Raw genomic sequence first — 21,979 nt, 5'->3', positions numbered from 1 at the left:
CGGGCTCAACAGCCGGAATCAGGGAGCGGCGTTCTGGTTCATCCACTCAACGAGGGGGCGCAACTGCTCCCAACGACCGGCGATTTCCTCCTTGGCATCCGGCGTGGCTAGCCAGTCGGGCTCGCCCAGTGCTATTCCGGCGGAGAGGGATTTGTGCTTGAGAAGTTCCGCCCTGGGGTGGTCCTTGTCGTAGCCCTTGGGGACCGTTTTGAGCATCTCGCCTTCAACCTCAAAACCTGCGTCCGCCACGTCTTTGACAATTTTTTCCAGTCTTTCGCCACTGGCGGGCGCATCAACGGCCTGGCGGAATTTGGCGATCTGCTCTGGAGACTGAGTATGGCATCCTCCACCGATAAAGAGCCCGTCGGAGCTGAGGTGAAGGTAGAAGCCAGTTCCTTCCCTGGTTCCAGCAATGGCCCCCTGATAAGTCTTGTAGGGCGATTTGTCCGCCGAGAAGCGTATGTCACGGTTTGGACGGAAGATCTTCGCCTGGCCGAACCTGTCTTCCAACTCCGCAAGCAGGAGTGTTAGCGGCTCTTTGATTGACGATTCATAAACGTCTTTGTGCTCCAGCCACCAGTCACGATTGTTGTTCGACTCCAGCTCGGAATAGAACTGAAAAGCAGCGCCCGGAATTCCTGAGAATGTGTCCATGCAGGCATCGTAGATTTCGGGCGCGATCAAGGGCCAGAGGTTCCGGGGCATATGTGGACACGGACGACCTCACACCCATCAGTTGAAGTTACAGCCATCCTTTCAACGTAAAAGCACCCCGTCACTCTGGTGAGTGACGGGGTGCTTTACGCGGACGTGAGGCCGGAATCCGGCAACACACCGGCTGGCCGCTAGCGGGAAGCCTTAGAGCTTGTTGGCTGCTTCAGCTGCGGACTCGCCCTGTCCGGCACCGAGGTTGGCGCGGAGTTTGGCGCCGAGGTCGGCGTCGACGTTGGCCCAGTACTGGATGGCGCGTTCCTTGATGTCGGCGCTCTTCACGCCGCCCACAGCGCCGGTGATGGTCTCTAGGAGGCGGGCTTTGGCCGCGTCATCGTAAACCTCGCGGTAGAGGGTGCCGGCCTGGCCGAAGTCGCTGTCCTCGGTGTGCAGGGAGTGCGCGGCGAGCGTCAGCTCGCCGTCGTTCTCCCAGCCGCCGCCGGCAACCGCGGGCTCAACAGCAGCCGGGCCGCCCACGGAGTTGGGTGCGTACACCGGAACCGAAGGGGCGTTGAAGAGGTAGCGTCCAGCGCCGTCCTGGCTGTAGTTGTTGACCTGGTTCTTGGGCTGGTTCACCGGGATCTGGGCGTGGTTGGTGCCCACGCGGTAGCGGTGCGCGTCGGCGTAGGAGAAGATGCGGGCCTGCAGCATCTTGTCCGGGGAGGCAGCGATGCCCGGCACGAAGTTCGACGGCGCGAAGGTGGCCTGCTCGATCTGCGCGAAGTAGTTTTCCGGGTTCTTGTTCAGCTCCATGGTGCCAACGTGGATCAGCGGGTAGTCCGCGTGCGGCCAGACCTTGGTGAGGTCGAACGGGTTGAAGCGGTACGTCTTGGCGTCCTCGTAAGGCATGACCTGGACGTGCAGTTCCCAGGATGGGAAGTTGCCGGCTTCGATGTTTTCGTACAGGTCGCGGATGTAGAAGTCCGCGTCCGAGCCAGCCAGTTCGGCGGCCTCGTCGCCGGAAATGGACTTGACGCCCTGGTTGGACTTGAAGTGGTACTTGACCCAGAAACGCTCGCCTTCGGCGTTGATCCACTGGTAGGTGTGCGAGCCGTAGCCCTGCATTTCACGCCAGGAGGCCGGGAGGCCACGGTCGCCCATCAGCCAGGTGACCTGGTGTGCGGACTCCGGGGAGAGGGTCCAGAAGTCCCACTGCATGTCGGCGTCGCGCAGGTGGGTGCCGGGGAGTCGCTTCTGGGAGTGGATGAAGTCCGGGAACTTGATGCCGTCGCGGATGAAAAACACCGGAGTGTTGTTGCCCACCAGGTCGTAGTTGCCCTCGGAAGTGTAGAACTTCACGGCGAAACCACGGGGGTCGCGCCAAGTGTCCGGGGAACCGTTCTCGCCGGCGACGGAGGAGAAACGGATCAGCATGTCCGTTTCGACACCGGGCTGGAACAGCGCAGCCTTCGTGTACTTGGAGACGTCCGAGCTGGTCTTGAACGTACCGAACGCGCCGCCGCCCTTGGCGTGAACCACGCGCTCCGGAACCCGCTCACGGTTGAACTGGGCCAGCTTCTCCACCAAATAGTGGTCGGTCAGGATAATCGCACCATCAGCACCAACGGACTTCGAATGTGCATCCGAGGTCACCGGCGCGCCCGACTGTGTAGTCGAAATGGGCGCAGAGATTTCCGCAGTCATCTTTCTCCTAATTTCTTGTAGGGGTTTATCTACGATCGGGGAAGCTTTTGTTTTGCCTGGCAGTCTTGGCAAATGCCTTGGTACAGGACATCTGCAATCTGGATGGTCATCGGCTTTGAATGTTCATTCCAGTGCGGTGTCAGGCACGGTGCGTGTCCCACCGCACAATCCACGTCCTCCACGCGCCCGCAACTCACGCACACTGCGTGGTGGTGGTTGTCACCTACACGAGTCTCGTAGAGGGCGGGGGAGTGCGGAGGTTCAAACCGTCGCAACATTTGCAGGTCCGTAAGGTCGCTGAGAACCACGTAAACCGACTGCGCCGTCAGTTCCGGGAGCTCAGCCCTGGCCGCAGCCAGAATTCCCTCGGCCGGCGAATGAGGGTGGTTATGAACGGCGGACAGCACTGCCAAGCGCTGTTTGGTCACCCGGCGTCCGTGGGCGCGCAAGGCAGAAGCCCACGCCTCCTGGTGTCCCAAGTGCTCCGTCATGAATCCATTGAAGCACTTATTATGAGCAATTCACAATAAGGTTTGCCTAACTTCTGCCGATCCAAGCAGCTCTTCCAGCGGATTTGATGCCTCCGCGCGGGTCCGCTTGAGCACGTGTATTACCACCGTCCTGGGGTTCGCGACGGCGGCCGCCCCGCCGGGGGACGGTGCCGAAGGCCCTTCCGCTGAGGTAGTCGCCTCGGAGTAAGCAACCACGCAACTCAAACCTGCGTGCTGTAGGGGGCCCGATGCTTGGCCTGACTGCAGGACGCGTGCAGCCGAAAGCAAGTCCTGAGGTGCCGCCTCGTCTATGGAATTGATGGGTAGCCGAGGAACCAGCATGCGGTGCGCGGGTGAGCCTTCCACCTGCCACCCCGGACCCTCAACTCCGGCTTCGCCGGGCGAGCCGAGCGGGCCGACCTCATTCGCCAAATCGCTTGGACGAACCGCAGCGGCCGGCAGCGCCGCCCGCAGTCCGGCGTCGACGTCGTCCACGTCATCCTGGGGTGCGGCGCGCCGACGGCGGGCCGGAAGCAGCAGCTGTGCGGCCGGCGTCGTACGTTCTCCCGGCCAGCGGCCGAACAGGTGGAAGGTCGGCGTGGAGGATTCCGCGACGGGTTCGCCGACGGCGTCACCTAGGGGGTGCCAGCCGACGGCGAACATCAAGCCAATGTGCTCGGCCCCAGCGACGGTGCGCAGCGCACTGGCGGCAGCACGGTAGCAACGCAGCCAGTCGGTGGCTGAACCAAGGGTGAAGGCCTCGGATGGGTCGGTCAGCCGAATGAGGAGGTGCCCCACTGTCAGCGGCACGCGGGGGCGGGCGATTTCCCACAACGATGAGCGGTAGAGCGATCGGCGCGGTGTGTCCATGGGATCCCCCTTTCCGCGACGTTGCCGAGCCTACCAAGGACCGTCCGGCCTTGGGGAGGCAGCGTCGGGCTTTACAGCGCGGAACCGGCCACCATGGCGGCACGTTAATGTCACAGAGCGTCTCTAGGATGGAACGGAACCCATCCTGGTGCCATCGATTCCACTGAGCGAAAGTACTGACGTGCACAACCACCACAATGGATTGAAAACCGCGGCCCTTTTCGGCGTGCTGTGGGCCGTGCTTCTGGGCCTTGGAGCTCTCATCGGGGCTGGCACCCGGAGCTCGGCACCCATTTTCATCATGGCCCTGATTGGCGTTGGCACCACTGCGTACGGCTATTGGAACAGTGACAAGATCGCCATCCGTTCAATGGGCGCCTACCCGGTCTCCGAAGCCCAGGCTCCACAGTTGTACGCAATCGTCCGCGAACTGTCCACACGGGCGCAGCAGCCCATGCCCCGTATTTTCGTGTCGCCCACCATGACTCCCAATGCCTTCGCGACGGGTCGCAACCCGCAGAATGCGGCGGTCTGCGTCACCGAGGGAATCCTGCACATGTTGGACGCTCGGGAGCTGCGAGGCGTGCTGGGCCACGAACTCATGCATGTCTACAACCGCGACATCCTGACGTCATCGGTAGCGGCTGCCGTCGCGGGCGTCATCACCTCGGTGGGCCAGATGCTCCTCTTCTTCGGTGGCGGCGACCGTCGGAACGCCAATCCCTTGGCCATGATCGCCATGGCACTTTTGGCGCCATTTGCCGCATCGCTGATCCAGATGGCTATCTCCCGGACCAGGGAGTACGACGCCGACGAGGATGGTGCCGCGCTGACCGGCGACCCGCTCGCGCTGGCATCGGCACTCCGTAAGATCGAGTCCGGCGTGCAGCAGGTTCCGCTTCCGCAGGACCAGAGGCTGGTTAACGCCTCGCACCTGATGATCGCGAACCCCTTCCGCGGTGGCGCGATCACCAAGCTCTTCGCAACCCACCCGCCGATGCGGGATCGAATCACCCGGTTGGAGCGAATGGCCGGACTCTGAGGGTTCCGGTCGGGAGGCCATCCAAACGGCGTCCCTGCTCGCGTACATTTCGCGGCAGGGACGCTCTATGTGGAGCCGCCCTGGTTGAGGTTCGACGCCGCGTGGCCGCCTTGGGGACTGCGGCCCGGCTAGTCGCCGGCCCAACGACGCAAGGTGCTGTTGAGCAGGCCGACCAGCACGCTCGTCCACCAGCAGCCCTGCGAGATGCAAAGCGCAACGAGGAGCCGGAGTCGTAGGCGCTTGGCAACCGCCGTAAAGTGCGTGCCCGCCGGAAGGGCGTGCAACTGTTTCATTGCCGGTGCCAGCGCGATGCCGTTCAGCATCAGCACCAGGACGCAGAGCAGCTTGATCTGGGTCATTGGGTTGGTGATATCCGGCTTGATCAAGGCCCCTGACACCAGCAGCACTGCCAGCCCGCCCCAGATTAGCGGCTGGGCCGCAGCTTCGAGGCGGCGGGTGTCGTGGATGTCCCGCTTTCCGAGGAGCCACAGGAAACCAACCCAGTCCACCACCAGGATGGCGCCAAAGGAGAGAACCAATGCCAGGATGTGGCACGCCAGTCCAACTCGGTGCATGTCCGCTCCGCAGTCAATAAACGCGGCGAACGCCACGGATCCGGCCCAGCCGATGACGCATAGGGCACCGAGGACAAAGTACTTCCGGCGGCTCGCCTCGACGGTTATCTGGCGGAGCTCAGCCGAGCTCGTCCTTGGATGGGTAATGTCGCTGCCAGCGGGCCCGGACGGGTCTTCGGCGGGCATGACGGCAGACAGCCCCGGAGTTCCCGGGGCCGTCATTGCCGTATTGGGACTTGTCAGCCCGTAGCCCGTGCCGCCGCCGGAATCGACGACGGCGCGGTTCATGCGAAGAGTCCTTCTCCGATGAAGCCGCCCTGCTTGATGCCAGGCGGCACAGCGAAGAGTCCGGAACCCGTGTGCTTCAGGTACTCCAGGGCAAGGACATCCTCCTTGGCCATGGTCATCTGCATGGGCACGTAGTGGGTCCGTGGATCCTTGACGAAGGCAATAAAGAACAAGCCGGCGTCGAGGTGGCCCAGACCATCCGAACCATCCGTGTAGTTGTAGCCGCGTCGAAGCATGCGGACCCCATCGTTCTGGTCCGCGTGGGCCAGACGAACGTGGGCGTCCATGGGGATGAGGGGCTCGTCGTTCTTGCCGTTGATGTTGAAGTCAGGAGCCGTGAACTCCTTGCCGCCGGACAGGGGTGCACCCTCGCCCTTGGTTCGGCCGATCAGCCCTTCCTGTTCGCGCAGCGAAGTACGGTCCCAGATCTCGATGTGCATCCGGATCCGGCGTGCCACCAGGTAGCTGCCGCCCTCCATCCAAGCCTCGCCGGGACGGGACCCGGCACCGGCCCACACATGTTCCTTGAGCAGTTCGGTGTCTTCCGCCTTCAGGTTGTTGGTGCCGTCCTTGAAACCGAACAGGTTCCGCGGTGTCGCCTGGGCCCGGGAGGTGGACGACGTACGGCCGAAGCCAAGCTGCGACCAGCGGACTTTTGCCCTGCCGAAGGCGATGCGTGCCAGGTTGCGGATGGCGTGTACTGCCACCTGCGGGTCATCCGCGCAGGCCTGCACCACAATGTCTCCGCCGGTCCTTGCCGGTTCCAAGGCGTCGCCGGGAAAGTGCGGCAGGTCGATCAGCGCTTCGGGGCGCCTACCCTCCAAGCCAAATCGGGCCTTGCCGTCCTTTTCGAAAAGCGTTGGCCCAAAGCCGAAGGTCAAGGTGAGCTTGCCGGCGTCGAGGTCCAATGCCTCACCGGTGTCTTCCGGCGGAGCGTCATAGGAACCATTGACGGCGCCGGTGGCGCCTGTGGTCCGGCCAGCCGTCATCGCTTCGGCGGCTGCCGTCCAGTCCTTCAGGAGCTTGACCAGGGCGGCGCGATCCTCCGTGGTGACGTCGAAGGCGGCCATGTGCAGGCGATCCTGGGCCGGTGTGGTGATACCGGCCTGCCGTTCGCCGAAGAACGGCACCACAGTATTGGTGGCGGCCGGCGGAACGGCTGCGGCGGCTATGGCATCATGCCCCAGTAGGCCCGCGGCGATGCCCGCCACAGCCCCGGCACCGCCCACACCGGCAAGGCCCAGCAGGCCGCGCCGTGAGAGTCGGGGACGGTCGACGTCGGCCTGCATCGAGGGAGCGCCGGGAGTGTTGGCAGTGTGGTTGGTGGGCGGCTGTTCGCCGCCGCCAAAAGGGCAGCCGCTCACAGGACTACAGCCGCGGTGAGCTTGGACAGCGGCTCGCCGAGGGCGTCCACCAGGGCGCTGAGCTGCTGCACCTGGTCCTTGCTCAGCTCGTTGTAGTACACGAAGCCGTCTCCCTTGGCGTACTTCTTCAGCTCTGCCTGGAGTGCGGAGAACTTGGCGTCCAGCTCGGAGGCCAGGGCGGCGTTCTTCTGCTGCAGGGCAGGCTTGAGGTTCTCGAACGCAATGCGGGCGCCGTCCACGTTGGCCTGGAAGTCCCAAAGGTCTGTGTGGGACCAGACCTCTTCTTCGCCAGTGACCTTGCCGCGGGCCACCTCGTCCAGCAGTTCCTTGGCACCATTGCCCAGCTTGTCGGCGCTGAGTTCCACGGCCCGTGTACGGTTACCCAGCTCCTCGGTGTCTGCCACGAGCTGCTTGGCAAGGGCCGCACGCTCGTCAGCGGTCAGCGGCTTGTAATCCATGGGCGGGAAAAGGTCCTTTTCCGCGCGGTGCCATCCAGTCCATTCCTGGCCGGGCTCCAGGTCAGCCTCGCGGGCGTCCAGCTTGGGGTCGAGGTCGCCGAAGGACTCGGCGACGGGTTCGATGCGCTCCCAGTGCATACGGGTGGAGGCGTACAGGCTCTTGGCCTTTGCGGTGTCTCCGGCGGCGAAGGCGTCGGCGAATTCCTTGGTGCCGGACACCAGCTGCTCGGTCTGGTCCTTGACGTAAGAGACATACTGGCTGACGCCGTCGTCAACCAGCTTCTTGGCGTCTGCGTCCACCGTGGGCTTGTTGCCGGAGTCCTTGACCGTGAAGTCGGCCCGGATGCCATCGCCCTTCATGCCGGGCTTGCAAGCGGTGACGTATTTGCCCGCCGGAGCCGTGAGAACCAGGTTGCGGGTGATGCCGGGGCCGATGTTCTCCACTTCCGCGACGATACGCAGCCCGTCTTCGGCCAGCACATAGAATTCGGTGACCTCGGAGCCATCGTTCTTCACCGCGAAGGTGAGATTGCCGCTGGCGGCGCTCGAAGCGGACAGCTTGCACTCGGAGCTGGTGCTGGTCACTTGGATGGGGCCGTCAGCAGCGCCGGAGGCTTTTGCGTTGTCGGTGCACGACGCCAGCGCCAGCGGCAGGACAGCGGCGGCCGCCACGACGGCGAGGCGGGTGCCGGTTAGTCGGTTTTTGGGCAGGGTCAAGCCAGGCATGGGGATTCCTTGGTTGTGTTGTTGGAGTGTGCCGTGGTCGGTTTAGGACGCGACGACGGGCGTCGCCGAGCGTGCCTCAACCGGTGTTGCCGGCGGACGCACGGTGGTCTTGAGGTAGAAGAACATGACAGGGATGACGTACAGGATCCAGGCGGCTGCTTCCAGCCACGTTGTGGCCGGCGAGAAGTTCAGCGTTCCCTTGAGCAGCGTCCCGTACCATGACGACGGCGGCACGGCGGCCGAGACGTCGAAGGCAAGGCTGTGCAGCCCCGGCAGGATTCCTGCCTCCTGGAGGTCGTGTACTCCGTAGGCCAGGACGCCGCCCGCGATGACCACCAGGGCCGCGCCGGTCCAGGTGAAGAAGCGGGAGAGGTTGACCTTCAGCACGCCGCGATGCAGCAGGTAGCCGAGTCCCGCGGCAACGACCAGCCCAAGCAGGGCTCCGACAAGCGGCGTCGAGGATTCGCCGCTGGCCTGGGCGGCCGCCCACAGGAATAGGGCTGTTTCCAGCCCCTCCCGGCCAACAGCCAGGGCTGCGACAAGGATCAGGCCCCAAGCAGCACCGTCGGCGACTCCGTCTACGCGCGAACGGAGTTCGCTGCCGAGCGTGCGCGCCGTGCGCGCCATCCAAAAGACCATCCACGTCACCAAGCAGACGGCGAGGATGGACAGGCCTCCGCCAATGGCCTCCTGCGCCTCGAACGTGAGACCCTGCGGGCCAAACGTCAGCAGGGCACCAAAGGCGGCGGACACCGCAACGGCAATGCCCACTCCCGCCCAAAGGCGGGGGAGCAGCCCACGGCGGCCGCTCTTAGTGAGGTAGGCCATCAACAGGACGACGATCAGGGTCGCCTCGAGGCCCTCACGCAGGCCGATGAGGAAGTTGGCTGTCATGCAAAGCACCTTCTGTTAGGGGAGCCAATCTTAGGCTCACCTAAACACAGGACTTTACACGTCGAAACTGATTAGGCAAAAGATTCATGTCCTAATTGCGCGGAAAAGTTACTCCACCCGATGTGCGAACCTTGGTGCGCGTGTTGAGTGCCTTGAGTGGCAGTGCAGTCTTGACCACTCAGGGAACCGGCGGAAATGTGGGGTCCGGTTCGCCGCTGGCCCACCTGGGCGTGAAGGAGTACGACGACGGCCCGGTCACCTGGGGTGGCGGTGACCGGGCCGTCGTTTGGGCCTTCGCTTAGGGCGACTTCAAGTAGGAGGGGGTGCCAAAAACTGGCCGTCTGCTCCTGCTTAGCTGCGGAAGTTGACGAACTGGGGTCCGCTGGTTGGGTGATGTTGACCGGTGTTGAAATCCGCTAGATTCCGCGGTTCTTGTGGTTGAGGTCGATGGGCAAAAACTGGCCTTTTGCGGACCTCTTGCGGACTAGTTGCGGACTGGGCCATGTCACAGCAAAGCAATAGGAGTCCGCAACCACCACAGCGCGGACTCCTATTTGCTCAGTCGAACCACCACGTAAGACTAAGAAGATGGTATCACTATGAGCATATGCGCAACAATAGTGATCATATGATCATGCAAAGATCACAAGCCCCGAATCCCGATAGGAAAGCATGAGCCCCCCGAGTATGTTGGAATCTTCATACTCGGGGCTCACTAGTTCAGCGGGAGCGCCCGCCCGCAATGGTGGCCACGTGGTTCATGCCTGCTGCGACCTCGTTTGAAGCCACCGCTCGAACCACTGCCTGTACCTCTTCGCCCGTGAACGGATTGGTTACATACACGGTCACGTCTCCAACACCTCTGGAAGGGCTGTTTGGAGCCCAGCCAAGCGACTGAGCCGAGTACTCACGGCCAGCACGTCCACCCACCGCATAGCCTGGAAGCTTCGGGAACTGGCCCGCATTGATTGCCGCCAACTCCCGGTCATACCTGCGCGAGCTAGACTCGTTGATGATCCACTCACCAGAGCGCACCATGAGAGGCTGCCCACTGACCATCGCCAAAACGTTGTCAGATGTTGGGTCAGCCGGCGCTACACCAGGAACGATGCCACCGTCAGCGAACCCAATAAGCGACCGGACACGGCCACCAGTGAAACCGCGCGGCAACCCAGCAAGCTGCGGATCCCCACGGTATTCAGACTCTTGAACATGCCTGTCAATCGTCTCGATAAGAGTCTCGACCTTCGTCTTGACAACCCGGCCATCAAGATTGTCAGCCTTTGCCTTGATTCCATCGAGGGTTTGTGTCGCATGGTCAGCGATCCAAGCGTCAATATTGACATTCTTGGGAATGCCGAGAGCCTTACGTGCCATCGTGTCCGCTGCATCACCCGTGATTCCAAGCTGACCTGCTGCTGCAACGAGGTCGTCATAGCTGGTTCGAAGCGAACTTTGAAGATCCGCCTGCGCCGCTGCTGAGCCCTGACTAGCGAGGGTTTCCTTGGCATGCGCCTCGGCGGCAGTAATCCCAGCCTTTGCGAGGTCGTTGAAAGCGGCCTGGTTAGCCCTGCCCTGCTCCGTGTTTAGATCAAGTGACGTGCCATTCTTCGCGACCGATTCGGTCATCTTGTCGATGGCGTCTTGGTATCGGATCGCCGCGTCAGAGGCAGACAGATTCAGCAGGCCAGCGTTGAATAGTGACTGCGTGAACTTGTCGATATCCGTAACGGAGCCGTCCGCGGCAAGTCCAACATCCTCAAGGGCTTTGGCTATATCCTCAGCGGAAGCCTTTGATCCGGACGCGGCAGTGCCCACGCCCTCGATTGAGCCGGCCACCTTATCTCCAGACTCAGCGGCTTTCTTCGAATCAGCCTCAGCGCCTTGGAGCGCGTCTGCGTACTCGGGGAACTTCTTCTTCAGCTCATCAATGCCGATGCCCTGCTTTTCCGCGGCAGTCTTGATCGTTTCGAAAATCTTCTTCGCACTATCAGCACTACCGCTGCTAACCAGTGTCGCCATCTGCTTGTCGATGCGATCAAATGCCCCGGCAAGGATATGGGAGGATCCCTCAAGCCCGGTAAACATGTTGGCCAGGTTCTCGCCCCAGTCGTTGAACTGACGTCCAGCGTCAGGATGGAAAGTCCGTTTCAACGCGGAATCAAGGCTGTTTACGTCATTGATAAGATCCTTGCCCTCTTTGTTCTTGAACAAGGTATCTAGCGCCGCATTAGCGCCGGGCACGTTATGCGAAACATCCGAAAGGACATTCGCGACACGACCCATGCCCGTATCGATCTTTGACATGTAGTCCGCCTCGGCCATTTTTCCGAGGACAACTGCCAAAGTCGCTATAGTCATAGCCCCCGCAGCGGCCTTGCCAACTCCAACAAGCGCCCCACGCGCCCTAGACCCAGCAGGCGCAAGCTTGTTGAACGCCTCCATAGATTCGAGAACCTTTGGAGTCAAGTTCAGAAACGCGCCAGTACCCAGAGCAGCAACACCGACAATGCCGCCAATCGCGGCACCAGCATTGAGGATCGGGGCCGGGATCTTGCCGATCCAGTCAACAACATCCTCAGCGCTCTGAGCCAAGCCGCGCAGGAAGTCATTCGCGCCGGAACCCGACTTGAGGAACACCGTATCGATGGACCCGCCAAGCTTCTCAATATCCCCGGCGAGGTTATCCTGCATGATCCGTGCCGTATCTGACGCATAGCCTGCATCATTCACTGCGTCAGTCCACTTCTGGATGCCCTCAGCGCCCTGCTCATACAGGACATTCGCGGCACGCACGGCATCGGAACCAAAGATCGTTTTCAGAGCTGCGTTACGCTGCTCATCTGACAGGTTCTTGAGGCTGTTTTGCAGGATCCCAGCGAACTTCGTCATGCCAACGAAATTGCCCTGCGCGTCATAAGCGCTGATGCCGAGTTCGTGCATCTTGGACGCAGCCGCGGCGCTGTTCGGGTTCAATGACATGAGCATCGTCTTGAAAGACGTGCCAGCGTCCGAGCCAGTCAAACCGGCAGAAGCAAACGCCGCCAGGGAACCAGTCGTTTCCTCAATCGTCAAACCCGTGGACGCCGCCACAAGACCCGACTGATTCAACGCCATCCCAAGATCCTGCACGGAACCCTGAGCCTTACCAGCACCAGCCGCCAGCAAGTCAGCCAAGTGCGGGATCTTGTCACCGGATAGCTTGAACTGAGTCAAAGCTGACGCAGCAATCTCAGCCGACTCAGCAACACCCAAACCACCAGCCGCGGCAAGGTCGAGGGAACCTTGCAAGCCGCCTGCGAGGATGTCCTTCGTGGACACGCCAGCCTTGGCTAGTTCCTCAATACCCTGCGCTGCCTCTGTAGCGGAGAACGCCGTATCAGCACCGGCCTTCATCGCGGCTTCGCGCAGTTGCTCCATGTTCCCGCTGGTCTCATGCGTGGATGCCTGCACCGAGGACATTTGCTTGTCGAAGTCAGCGAATGACTTGACCGCCAGCCCGACGCCAGCAACCGTGATCGCGCCAACACCGGCAATGACCGCGCCAGTCCGCTCCCAAGCCTCTTTATTCTTGGTAGCCGACTGGACAAGCTTCCCAAGATAAGTGTCAGCGGCCTGAGACGATTCCTCAGAGGATTTCTTCGTCTTCTGAGTAGCCTGAGCGGCTTCCTCCATAGCCTTCTTAAAATTTTGGATCTCCGCACTGAAGATCACTTTCACACGGCGGTCTGCCATGACTACCAACTTCCTGATTCTGGGTACAAAAAAGCCCGCCATAAGCGGGCAACAACATAAGGTCTCGCTATTCGGTTATTTGTTGTGCTTGCCGAAGTCGATTGGCCGGAAGCTTCCATCCAGCACAGCGGCCCACACGTCAGGCCCCTCGCCCCATCCGTAAGTGACGCCTGCTATCCGGACCCGGTAACACACGCCGCCTCTAAACCAGCCCCTCACTGGCCCTCTCGGGGAATCAATTTGCCGTTGGACAACCCTGTTCGGATCCTCCGAAATTGGAATGACAGGAGCAATGGCATTACGTCTAGCCAGACGCCTACTGCTCATGCCGGATCACCCAACCGAGCGCCAACATCCCGGCAGGAGTAAGACCAAGCTGCCCTCCAAGATGCCGCATCTCCTGCGCCTGCCAAGCACTCGCCGTACCCTCATAAACAGCCCTGGCATGACACACATAAGCGGCCACAGCAGGGATAAAACTGTCGTCCCACTCGTTCGCCTGCGGTGATTTCCAGAGATTTCGCCACAATTTCTTATCTTCCGTGGACCAATTTCCCGATTTCGGCAGCGTCGGTACGGGCAAATCACAGCCCTCAGCGGGCAGCTCAATCAGCCCGGATCTAGCGCCAGGACTGCGATGCCGAGAGTTCGGCTTCATCGGATTAGCTTTCGGGCCAGGCACCTGCCGGCCTCCTTCCTGTTGGGTCTAACTGCTTTGCAAACACCCGAGCGCCCTCACCGGCGGTCTAGGTCGCCTTGCCCCTTTGGTGTACCCCGGTGGGGGGTGCTGGCCTCCCTCGGAGACTGTTAGGTGAGGGAGGCCAGCGGTCTTTGTGGCTAGGCGCTTGCGAGTGCCTTGCGGATGTTGACCTCTGAGTGTGGATCTGCGATGCGTGCGGCGCGTGCTGCGTCCTCGGCCTTTTGTGCTGCTCCATGTGCTGCGCTTGTGGCTTTGGTAAGCATCGCCTTGGCTTCTGCTGCGGTGTTGAGTCGCAGCTTGTGGCCAGCGTAGGTGAGCTGGTGGAACGGGTCGCCCATGGATTGGAACAGGGCTTCGGCATGGTTGATTCGTGCGAGGTCGTTGGTTGGTTCGATGTAGTGCAGGTACTTGGGGATGTTGTCGCGTTCCGCGTCGGCAATCATGGTGCGTGCGTTGCGGATCTGGATCATGGTGTTCCGTGCGGCGTCGAGGTTCTCCCATGCCTTGGCTGCGTCCGCGCCTGCTGCGAGGACAGTGCCAGGGTTGGCGTTTGGTGCGAAGTGTCGACCTGCTTGTGTGATGGTTGCCGCAGCCTTGTCGAACGGCGTTCTGAGGGCTTTTACGAGGTCGTCAGCGTTGTTGCGGATCCCTGCGAAGAACGCGCGGTTTACGGCGTCCTGTGTGGCGTGCGCGGCCTGTGGGATGCGTTCGGCTATGAGCATGGCGAGGGCTGTTTCGCGGAGCTTGTCAGCGATGTTCTTGATGGTGGTTTCGCCGTCGATGATGGACTGGTTGAGGGCCGCGCCGGCTGATTCCGTGGTGCTCTCAAGGATGGCGTCGGCCAATTCGAGGGCGTTCGCGGATTCAGCGGGGAGGTTGACGCCGAGGTTGTTGAAGGTGCGGGAGACGTTGCGGATTTCATGGAACATGGTGGTTAGTTTCCTTCGATGTTGGTTACTACGCTGGCCCCGCCGAGTGCTGTCGCCAGGGTTTTGATGAGGGCGTCAGAACCGAGTAGTGGGGGTTCTGACGTGTTGGTGGGTTGCGGTGTGTCCGGTGCGCTGAGGCAGGGGCCGTTGCCGCGCCCCAGCTCGCACATGACCATGCGTTTTACTTCGGTGCATTTGCAGTCCATTAGCTGGGTGTCCTTTCTGTTGCGTCTACGAGTTCGTTGGATAGGCGAAGGGCATCTTCGGTGGTGAGGATGCCAAGTAGTGCTTTGTCGCGGAATACCGCCACGCCAGGTAATGGGGTTCCGTCTGAGTGTTGGATTACTGCCGCTTTGGCGTATGTCCGGAAGGAGCCTTCGACGTTCTCCCAGTACCTGTCTGGGCTTGTGGTGAATGGGCGGTTGAAATTCATGCGTCTGCCTCTAGTTCGCGGATCCGCTGCCTTAGTTCGAGTGTTTCCAGGTGTGCTATGGCTGCCTTGCCTGCCCAGTAGCCTGCCCTGAACTCGGGTGAGGAATCCTCGGGCGGCTGGTTGGCCAGCAAGAAGGCAACAACGTCAGGAGTAAGCAGACTGGCCACGGAAGGATCTGAGAAGAATGGATGTGTCATGCGGCTTCCTCCCTCTGCTGGTACATGTCTAGCTGGGCCTGTAGCGCCATGGCCTTGCGCATCCAGTAGCCGGCTTCCTGCTTGGCATGTTCGGCCTTGAGCCGCCAAGTGGTGGCCTGTGCTGGCCAGTCCCAGACTTCAATCTGTTTCTCTGAGTAGTCGTAAGCCATTGCTAGGAGTCCTTCTTGTTCCGGCGTTCGCGTGTGACGTTGTTGACGGCTTTGGTGCCTGTGGGATCACGGTGCAATGTGGTGTGCCCGTGATGACGTTCGGGACGGTTCTTAGTTGCCAAGAGCGCCTGATGGTAGGTGAGCGCGAGGTTCCGCCAATAGATGGTTTGGAACTTCCAGTACTCGGCCAGCTCGGCGTCAGTCATGCGGCCTCCCCAGATAGGGGTGTTACATGTGTTTCTTGTGTTACGTTCTCGAATAATTCAGGGTCGGAAGTAACACTCGTAACAGATGTAACAGGGGTATACAGGCCACGTTTGGGGCACTCGATGCGGCCTGCTTCAAAAGCCCTTCGCAGGTACACCCTTGCCTGTCCGTCGTCCAAGTGGAGCAATGTCGCAACGTCCTTGGCCCGTATTCCCTCGGGGTACCTGCCTATCAGGGCAATGACTTCCGCCATCCTGTCGCCAACGTCCTCAGTGTTCTTGGCTGCGGCTGCGGCGTTCGCTGCTTCTGTGCGGGATCCGCCTGCGAGTACCCATTTGCCCGTGTCTGGCTGGTCCAGCAGGTACTCGCCTTCGGCTGCGTCACGGCTGGTGACTAGGAGGCTTGCCTGCTTATCCAGGCGGGAGCGCTTGAAGACGAGGATCGTGTCCGCAGCACCGGCAATGCCCTGTGTGCCGCTAACAGCGTCAAGGAAGTCCGAGGACTCCATCTTGCGGGTGTGATGGACAAGGATCACCGCTGAGCCGGGGTTGTCGTCAGCAAGCCGTTTCAGGGCACCCACTACCCGGTAGTCGCGGTCATACTGCGTTTCCCCACCGATGGCCGGGGGCATTGCCTTGCCGAGAGTGTCGAGGATGACCACGGGATTCTTGCCCTGATGCAGATCCATGTACTCCTGGATGGTTGCGAGCATGTCACCGCGGGGTACTTGGGTGAGGAAAGAGAGGCGGTTGCTTGCATGGGTGACGCCGAGGGTGCGGAGTCGGCCTTGTAGCCTGCGTAGCCCGTCTTCCAAGGCGAGGTATAGAACAGGGGCGGCTTTGGTGGGGACACAACCGAGGGCTGGTGTTCCGTTGCTGGTGTTCACGGCGAGGTCCAGAACGAACCATGATTTGCCGAATTTTGGTGGGGCGACTACGAGAGTCAGGCCCTCGGGGATGATTCCATCAATGACGTAGTTGACGGGCGGGAAGTACTGGGAGAGAAGCCAGTCGGCTGTGACGGAGGGGGCGAGCTTGGATTCGGTCAAGTTCTTGTCCTTGGCTGCGTGGTGTTTGTTCAAGGGGTTGTGCCCTGCGTGTGCGCTCATCTACACGCAGGGCGGTTCGGGTGGCTGCTGTCACGCAGCCTCGGCTTGTTGGATGCGGTACAGGGCTTGCGCCCATTCGAAGTTGTTCTCCCAGCTAGGCCCAGTCGGCTGGATGTGGAAGTCCGGGCGGACCCATGACAGGTTTTCCTCAAACACTGGGAAGTTGTGGACTCTGAGGTTGATCACTGTTCCTCCGGGCAATTGCGTGCCTGAGAGTTTGCGGATCAATGCCGGGTAGTTGGGGGTGCTGTCCCCAGGGGTGACGTACTGCCGGAGGTCGATTTCGAGAACGGGACGGACACTCATTCGCCGCCTCCTACGGGAAGGTTGGCGAACATGTCGGCGCACATTGGGCAGATCACGCCTTTGGATCGGCCCGGATTCGCGGTTGCAGCGTAATTGGTTTTGTCGGCTGTCCACGTGAAACCGCAGAGTGCGTGCATGTCGGTTCCGAGAACGGCTGATTCCGTGATGTTGGACTTGCGGACGTAGTGCAGGAGAACACTGGGGTATTCGGCTGCACGGCGGTTGGTGGGTCGGGTGGTGGTGGCTGCGTTCAACATGGTTCTGAGAGACCTTACGTTTCGTGGTGGTGGTTGCTAAGGGGGTTAGGGGTTCCCTTGTGCGTTACTGCGTGCTGCTCGTTCCCGGTGCTGGGACACCGAGAGCCGCAAGCAGGTCGCTGAGTCGGTATATCTGTTGGGATCCGTCCTCAAGCTGGATGAGTACCTGGTTAGGGCCGATCTGTTCGAAGGTCAGTGGGGCCGTTCCCGTGGTGCTCCGGACGGTGGTTGCCATCAGGCCGCGCTCTCAAATGCCTGATTGACCCAGCCGATAACGTCAGCCTTCTTATAAACCAGGCGTCCACCGAGCCGAGCAGCCTTGGGGCCAGTCCCTTGATGCCGCCAATACCTCAGTGTGGCGACAGGGATTCGCGTCAGTTCAGACACTTCATCGATGACTAAAAGTTCAGGGAACGTGTCCATGCCACTCTCCTAACGTCTTGTGATTTTTCTCTACACGAATCAGCATAAGGCTGAATTGTGTTGACTGTCAATGCTGATTGGTGAGAAGGTGTGGATATGAGTGAAATGCCAGAACCTGACGTTGATGAAGAACGGTTCAGGGCGAACATGAAGATGCACCGAGAGCGACTCGGATGGTCTCAAGGCGAACTGAGTCGAAGACTTATCGAGTCCGGCTGGGGAATCTTTCATCAGACAACCGTTTCTCGGATTGAGTCAGGTGAACGGCCTGTCAAGCTAGGTGAGGCTAGGGCCATCGCAGCCATGCTTGGCGTATCGCTGGAAAAGATGATGCTGGTAGCCGAGTACAGTCGCCTCGAAGCCGACCTTATTCACCGACTCGAGTCCCTGGGTGAAAGCTTCACGACCGCCACAAGCGGCCTGTCCCGACTAATCGCGAGCAGAGAACAACTCGAACACTTCTTGCGGGAAGGAACGACGGTCTCCATGACAGAAAGGGATGAGAGGCTGCGAGAGATTGCATCCACAGCGGTGGCAATGCTGTCGGGCCGAACCCCGGAAATGGCGCTTAAGCGAGCTCGCAATGAGCCGATTCCAGAGACAATCGAAGAGATTTACACTGATCCCTTCGCGGCGTGGGAAAGATTTATTGGCCAGCCTGACGAACAGGCTAAGGCGAACTAGTGGCGAGCATCCAGAAGCGTGACAACGGTTCCTGGCGAGCTCGCTACAGGGACGGCGCTGGGAAAGAGCATGCCAGGCACTTCCCGCGGAAGATAGACGCCCAGAGGTGGCTTGATGAAGTCACGGCGTCTGTTGTCACAGGCCGGTACGTGGATCCGAAGGCAGGGAAGATCACGTTCGCTCAGTGGTTCGAGCAATGGGCCGCTGCCCAGGTTTGGGCTACGGGGACCAAGCTGAAAGCCGAGCAGGCGCTGGCAGTGGCCACGTTCGGGGAATCCCAGATACGGTCAATCCTGCCTTCGCATGTGCAGGCTTGGGTCAAGGGAATGTCAGCTCGACTGGCCCCAGCCACTGTGAAGGTCTACTTCAACATCATCAGCTCCGCCTTCCGTGCCGCAGTCACGGATAAGGTCATCGCGGAAAACCCCTGCACCGGGGCGAAGCTGCCCCGTGAACGCCGTCGTGAAGCTGCAATGACCATTCCTACGCCTGAGCAGGTCGGGGAGGCACTTGAGGCCGCACCAGACTGGTTTGCCCCCTTCATTTCTGTCTGTGCCTTCGGAGGACTGCGCCTGGGCGAGGCAGCGGGCCTGCAATTGGCGGACGTGGATTTCCTGCGCAGGACCATCAGCGTTTCTCGGCAGATCCAGGGGAGCACCAAAGCAGAGGCCGAGGTTGTTCCGCCGAAGCACGGCTCCGAGCGCGTCGTCTACGTGGCCGGTGAACTGATCCAGACCATCGCACGGCACGTTGAGACCATCGGCGTCTTCGGTGACGAGCGATGGCTTTTCGGGTATGGCGGAACCTACTTCAACCGGAACTCGGCGGCTGACCGATGGCGGCAGGTCCGCGAGGCTGCCGGCATAGGCGAGTTCACGCTGCATGACCTCCGGCATTTCTACGCCTCCGGCCTCATCGCTGATGGGTGTGACGTTGTGACCGTGCAGCGTGCCCTTGGCCACGCAACTCCTTCGATCACCTTGAATACTTACTCCCACCTGTGGCCCACAGCCGAAGACAAAACGAGGACCGCAGGATCAAGGCTGATCGCTGCGGTCCTCGGGGATTCTGCGGACTCTGCGCGGACTGCGGGGAAAAGTTCCCTGTAATCACGCGGCAGAAACGGTCCTAGCTGCGGAAGTTGACGAACTGGAGGTCGGCCTCATCGAAGTCCTTGAGGATGGCCATGGTTGCCTGGAGGTCGTCACGGGACTTGGAGGAGACGCGAAGTTCGTCCCCTTGGATCTGGGACTTTACGGACTTGGGCGCCTCGTCGCGGATGATCTTGTTGATCTTCTTGGCGATGTCCTGCGCGATGCCCTCCTTGATGGACGCTTCCAGCCGGTACTCCTTGCCTGAGGCGTACGGTTCGCCAGCGTCGAGGGACTTGAGTGAGATTCCACGCTTGATGAGCTTGGACTGGAATACGTCCAGCACAGCCTTGACCCGTTCTTCAGAGTTGGCCTTCATCAGGATCTTTTCGCCGCTGAAGTCGATCTCCGCCCCGACTCCCTTGAAGTCGTAACGCTGGGCGATTTCCTTCTGGGACTGGTTGAGGGCGTTGGCGACCTCTTGCTTATCCACCTTGCTGACAACGTCGAACGTCGATTCGCCTGCCATGACTCTCCTTCGCTTGTGGGGGTCGGAACCCGCCTACGGGGCCCGCTTGTCTGTTGTCCAGCCTAGTACGGAAGGTGTCGTGGAAGCCCGGGTTTCAGCCCACAGAGGAGTAACGCGGCGCCTGTCTATGCTCACAGTTGATTCACAGCAGACGCACGGCGGGAACTGAAGCGGAACCGTCAGAGTTGAGGAAGTTGTACGAGCTTTCGTCGAAAGGGACGCCATGCCCACCAAGGCCATCCGCTACGTCACCACTTCCGCCGCAGCAGTTGCCGGTTCCGCAGGAACAGTAGCAAAGGCTGCCGCAGGAACCATCGGGACGGCGGCGGTGGCCGCAGCGGGAGCCATGGCAGCCGCTGCGGTCGCAGCTTCTGTGGTTCTCAGTCCTGTGCAAGCGGCGGAGGATCGTATGGAGGGTGTTCGCAGCGACCTGCAGCGTGCGGTCGCCCTTAACCAGATCACGGTGGAGCACGCTGAGCGGTTCGAGGCCAAGCTGGCCGGCAGAATCCTCGGGGACGCCTAGTCCGGCCTCCTCGGCAGGGAATGCGGGTGGCGGGTTGTGGCCTTCGCCCGGCCCATAAGCAGTGGTAATACGTCTGAATCACGGCCACCTAGGGCCCGATTCGATTCTTAGCCAGAAGTTCTGTAAGGTTGTCTTGCTCCCGAAGACCGGAAGGAAACGGAAAGTTTCCTGAATGGTGGACGGAGTGATCTTCTCAGGAAGTTCGGCAGATTACCCGAGCGGCCAAAGGGGGCTGACTGTAAATCAGCTGGCACTGCCTACGGGGGTTCGAATCCCTCATCTGCCACAAGCCCGGAATCTAGGGAAATTTGGACCCGTCAGGATCTCTTCGGAGGTTCGGGCGGGTCCTTTTTATTGCTCTGTGAGCACAGTTGTGAGCACAGTCCTGCGTGCAGGCAGCAGAGACGCCGCTCCCTCGACCGCATTCCGGGCCGCGTCACCGACCATGTGCGCATACAGATCGCGGGTTATCTGGCTGTTGCTGTGACCCATGGACTTCGACACGATGGCCAGGTCCTGGCCGCTTGCCAGCATCAGGGACGCATGCAGGTGGCGCAGGTCATGCAGCCGCATCCTCGGCAGTCCGGCCTTGGTCACCATGAGCTCGAACAGCTTGGACACGTAGCCCGGGCGGAGCTGGCGCCCATCCTCGTACGTGAACACCCGCCCTGACTCCGTGTACGCCTCTGCCCATGTCTGGCGTTCCTGCTGTTGCTGGAACTGCCACGCGATCAGTGCGGCCACGGCACGGTCGGAGAGAGCAACGACGCGGTCTTGGCCGGCGTCGGTCTTGATGGTGCCCTCAACGACGATCTTGCCGACCTGGACCAGCTGGACACGGACGACCAGCCTTCGGCCTGGCAGGTCCACGTCCTCCCAGCGGAGCCCGCACAGTTCACCGCGGCGCATGCCCGACAGGATGGCCACCTCGAACAGCGCGGCGAGGCGGTGCCCTATCTTGCCGTTGGGACGGCCGTGGCTGTCCATGTTCTCGTAGCCCGCGATGAAGTCGAGGAACTTCCCAGCGTCACCCGGCTCCCACACCTTGACCTTGCTCTTTTCGACCTTGGGCAGGCGAGCGCCGGCGGCCACGTTCTCGGCAATCAGTCCGTCCTGCACAGCGTCGGTCAGTGCGCTGGAGAGTGTGGCGTGGATCCTCTTGATGGTCACCGGCCCGCGGCCGGAGTCCTGCAGCGTCTTGATCAGGCCAGCCACGTGCGCCCGGCGCAGGTCGCGCAGCAGCAGCTTCGGGCCAAACGCCGGGGCGATGTCCTTGTCCACGTAGGCGCGGTACATCCGCAGCGTGGACGGCTTGAGCTGGGAGTGCTGTTCCTGCGCGTCCAGCCATTCCGTGATGTATGCGGCCGCGGTCGTCTTCTTGAAGTCGTAGACCTGGCCGCGGAGCTGCTTCTCCGCCTCCCGCATGGCCTCCTCGGCGTCCCCCGAAGATGCGTAGCTGTAGTCCGTCAGGTAGCGACGCTTGCCGCTGACGGGGTCGAAGCCGGCCGAGAGGCGGAAGCCCCATGTTCCGTGGCGGTAGTTCTTGAGCTTCGGGCACTTCGCCCCGTACTGCTTGCCGTTCTCGTCGCGGCAGCCGCACCGCCTGGTTACTTTCGCCATTACC

General features: G+C 61.2%; 27 protein-coding genes and 1 tRNA gene. 6 read left to right on the top strand and 22 right to left on the bottom strand.

The genetic code is table 11. The annotated features are described in order from the left end of the window. Positions 1–18: 18 nt before the first annotated feature. From LD110_RS09160 to LD110_RS09145, 4 genes are all read right to left on the bottom strand, one after another. Complete coding sequence (locus LD110_RS09160) at positions 19–654, bottom strand: DUF2461 domain-containing protein (protein ID WP_225498668.1); 636 nt, start codon at positions 652–654, stop codon at positions 19–21. Between the two features lie 204 nt (positions 655–858). After that, complete coding sequence (locus LD110_RS09155) at positions 859–2,355, bottom strand: catalase (RefSeq protein WP_225498494.1); 1,497 nt, start codon at positions 2,353–2,355, stop codon at positions 859–861. A gap of 29 nt (positions 2,356–2,384) precedes the next feature. Next, positions 2,385–2,846 (bottom strand): Fur family transcriptional regulator, encoded by a 462-nt coding sequence (locus tag LD110_RS09150; protein ID WP_225498493.1) that lies wholly within the window; start codon positions 2,844–2,846, stop codon positions 2,385–2,387. Between the two features lie 30 nt (positions 2,847–2,876). Continuing rightward, positions 2,877–3,716 carry a hypothetical protein gene (locus tag LD110_RS09145; protein ID WP_225498492.1) on the bottom strand — a complete coding sequence of 280 codons (840 nt, stop codon included), beginning with the start codon at positions 3,714–3,716 and terminating at the stop codon, positions 2,877–2,879. A gap of 181 nt (positions 3,717–3,897) precedes the next feature. Between LD110_RS09145 and htpX the strand changes: the two genes are divergently transcribed. Beyond that, positions 3,898–4,758 (top strand): zinc metalloprotease HtpX, encoded by an 861-nt coding sequence (gene htpX, locus LD110_RS09140; protein WP_225498491.1) that lies wholly within the window; start codon positions 3,898–3,900, stop codon positions 4,756–4,758. 128 nt (positions 4,759–4,886) lie between these two features. Here the strand turns inward: htpX and LD110_RS09135 are convergent, their stop codons facing one another. Genes LD110_RS09135 through efeU form a run of 4 tightly spaced genes read right to left on the bottom strand, consistent with a single transcriptional unit; the run spans position 4,887 to position 9,063 of the window. Then, positions 4,887–5,621: a hypothetical protein gene (locus LD110_RS09135; RefSeq protein WP_225498490.1), complete on the bottom strand. Its 735-nt coding sequence runs from the start codon at positions 5,619–5,621 to the stop codon at positions 4,887–4,889. Then, positions 5,618–6,985, bottom strand: a complete 1,368-nt coding sequence (gene efeB / locus LD110_RS09130; protein ID WP_225498489.1) for an iron uptake transporter deferrochelatase/peroxidase subunit — start codon at positions 6,983–6,985, stop codon at positions 5,618–5,620. Before efeB ends, LD110_RS09135 begins: the two co-directional genes overlap by 4 nt. Then, entirely contained in the window at positions 6,982–8,169 is a 1,188-nt protein-coding gene (gene efeO, locus LD110_RS09125) for an iron uptake system protein EfeO (RefSeq protein WP_225498488.1), read from the bottom strand. Before efeO ends, efeB begins: the two co-directional genes overlap by 4 nt. Positions 8,170–8,211: 42 nt before the next feature. After that, complete coding sequence (efeU, locus tag LD110_RS09120; RefSeq protein WP_225498487.1) at positions 8,212–9,063, bottom strand: iron uptake transporter permease EfeU; 852 nt, start codon at positions 9,061–9,063, stop codon at positions 8,212–8,214. Between the two features lie 170 nt (positions 9,064–9,233). Here efeU and LD110_RS23625 point away from each other — a divergent pair, with 170 nt between their 5' ends. Further along, a complete protein-coding gene (locus LD110_RS23625; protein WP_263855069.1) occupies positions 9,234–9,365 on the top strand; it encodes a hypothetical protein in 132 nt (43 codons plus the stop codon). Between the two features lie 418 nt (positions 9,366–9,783). On the opposite strand, the gene LD110_RS09115 is transcribed toward LD110_RS23625, so the two are convergent. From LD110_RS09115 to LD110_RS09060, 12 genes are all read right to left on the bottom strand, one after another. Next, positions 9,784–12,798 carry a phage tail tape measure protein gene (locus tag LD110_RS09115; RefSeq protein WP_225498486.1) on the bottom strand — a complete coding sequence of 1,005 codons (3,015 nt, stop codon included), beginning with the start codon at positions 12,796–12,798 and terminating at the stop codon, positions 9,784–9,786. 316 nt (positions 12,799–13,114) lie between these two features. Next, complete coding sequence (locus tag LD110_RS09110) at positions 13,115–13,456, bottom strand: hypothetical protein (RefSeq protein ID WP_225498485.1); 342 nt, start codon at positions 13,454–13,456, stop codon at positions 13,115–13,117. A 179-nt stretch (positions 13,457–13,635) separates the two neighbouring features. Next, a complete protein-coding gene (locus LD110_RS09105) occupies positions 13,636–14,427 on the bottom strand; it encodes a hypothetical protein (RefSeq protein ID WP_225498484.1) in 792 nt (263 codons plus the stop codon). Between the two features lie 205 nt (positions 14,428–14,632). After that, positions 14,633–14,860 carry a hypothetical protein gene (locus LD110_RS09100; RefSeq protein WP_225498483.1) on the bottom strand — a complete coding sequence of 76 codons (228 nt, stop codon included), beginning with the start codon at positions 14,858–14,860 and terminating at the stop codon, positions 14,633–14,635. Continuing rightward, positions 14,857–15,057, bottom strand: a complete 201-nt coding sequence (locus LD110_RS09095) for a hypothetical protein (protein ID WP_225498482.1) — start codon at positions 15,055–15,057, stop codon at positions 14,857–14,859. Before LD110_RS09095 ends, LD110_RS09100 begins: the two co-directional genes overlap by 4 nt. Next, the gene (locus LD110_RS09090; RefSeq protein WP_225498481.1) at positions 15,054–15,227 is read right to left on the bottom strand and encodes a hypothetical protein; all 174 of its coding nucleotides are present in this window, start codon (positions 15,225–15,227) and stop codon (positions 15,054–15,056) included. The genes LD110_RS09095 and LD110_RS09090 overlap by 4 nt, the downstream gene beginning before the upstream one ends. Positions 15,228–15,229: 2 nt before the next feature. Beyond that, the gene (locus LD110_RS09085; protein WP_225498480.1) at positions 15,230–15,433 is read right to left on the bottom strand and encodes a hypothetical protein; all 204 of its coding nucleotides are present in this window, start codon (positions 15,431–15,433) and stop codon (positions 15,230–15,232) included. Next, the gene (locus LD110_RS09080) at positions 15,430–16,542 is read right to left on the bottom strand and encodes an AAA family ATPase (protein WP_225498479.1); all 1,113 of its coding nucleotides are present in this window, start codon (positions 16,540–16,542) and stop codon (positions 15,430–15,432) included. The genes LD110_RS09085 and LD110_RS09080 overlap by 4 nt, the downstream gene beginning before the upstream one ends. A 30-nt stretch (positions 16,543–16,572) precedes the next feature. Further along, on the bottom strand, positions 16,573–16,848 hold the full coding sequence (locus tag LD110_RS09075) for a hypothetical protein (protein WP_225498478.1): 276 nt from the start codon (positions 16,846–16,848) through the stop codon (positions 16,573–16,575). After that, entirely contained in the window at positions 16,845–17,105 is a 261-nt protein-coding gene (locus tag LD110_RS09070; RefSeq protein ID WP_225498477.1) for a DUF3039 domain-containing protein, read from the bottom strand. The genes LD110_RS09075 and LD110_RS09070 overlap by 4 nt, the downstream gene beginning before the upstream one ends. Before the next feature lie 64 nt (positions 17,106–17,169). Next, entirely contained in the window at positions 17,170–17,340 is a 171-nt protein-coding gene (locus tag LD110_RS09065) for a hypothetical protein (RefSeq protein WP_225498476.1), read from the bottom strand. Continuing rightward, positions 17,340–17,528, bottom strand: a complete 189-nt coding sequence (locus LD110_RS09060) for an AlpA family transcriptional regulator (RefSeq protein WP_225498475.1) — start codon at positions 17,526–17,528, stop codon at positions 17,340–17,342. Before LD110_RS09060 ends, LD110_RS09065 begins: the two co-directional genes overlap by 1 nt. A 96-nt stretch (positions 17,529–17,624) precedes the next feature. On the opposite strand from LD110_RS09060, the gene LD110_RS09055 reads away from it, so the two are divergent. Together LD110_RS09055 and LD110_RS23870 are read left to right on the top strand one after the other, a co-directional pair. Continuing rightward, positions 17,625–18,212 (top strand): helix-turn-helix transcriptional regulator, encoded by a 588-nt coding sequence (locus LD110_RS09055; RefSeq protein ID WP_225498474.1) that lies wholly within the window; start codon positions 17,625–17,627, stop codon positions 18,210–18,212. After that, positions 18,212–19,321 carry a site-specific integrase gene (locus LD110_RS23870; RefSeq protein WP_225498473.1) on the top strand — a complete coding sequence of 370 codons (1,110 nt, stop codon included), beginning with the start codon at positions 18,212–18,214 and terminating at the stop codon, positions 19,319–19,321. The genes LD110_RS09055 and LD110_RS23870 overlap by 1 nt, the downstream gene beginning before the upstream one ends. Positions 19,322–19,340: 19 nt before the next feature. Here LD110_RS23870 and LD110_RS09045 read toward each other — a convergent pair whose 3' ends face one another. Then, on the bottom strand, positions 19,341–19,832 hold the full coding sequence (locus LD110_RS09045; protein WP_225498472.1) for a YajQ family cyclic di-GMP-binding protein: 492 nt from the start codon (positions 19,830–19,832) through the stop codon (positions 19,341–19,343). 223 nt (positions 19,833–20,055) lie between these two features. Between LD110_RS09045 and LD110_RS09040 the strand changes: the two genes are divergently transcribed. Continuing rightward, positions 20,056–20,355 (top strand): hypothetical protein, encoded by a 300-nt coding sequence (locus LD110_RS09040; protein ID WP_225498471.1) that lies wholly within the window; start codon positions 20,056–20,058, stop codon positions 20,353–20,355. Between the two features lie 204 nt (positions 20,356–20,559). Then, positions 20,560–20,641 (top strand) — tRNA-Tyr (locus LD110_RS09035). Positions 20,642–20,706: 65 nt separating this feature from the next. On the opposite strand, the gene xerC is transcribed toward LD110_RS09035, so the two are convergent. Continuing rightward, on the bottom strand, positions 20,707–21,975 hold the full coding sequence (xerC, locus tag LD110_RS09030; protein ID WP_225498470.1) for a tyrosine recombinase XerC: 1,269 nt from the start codon (positions 21,973–21,975) through the stop codon (positions 20,707–20,709). Positions 21,976–21,979: the final 4 nt, after the last annotated feature.

The sequence above is a fragment of the Arthrobacter sp. M4 genome (genome assembly GCF_020251205.1).
Taxonomy (GTDB): Bacteria; Actinomycetota; Actinomycetes; order Actinomycetales; family Micrococcaceae; genus Arthrobacter.
This window is presented reverse-complemented; position numbering and strand designations above follow the sequence as displayed.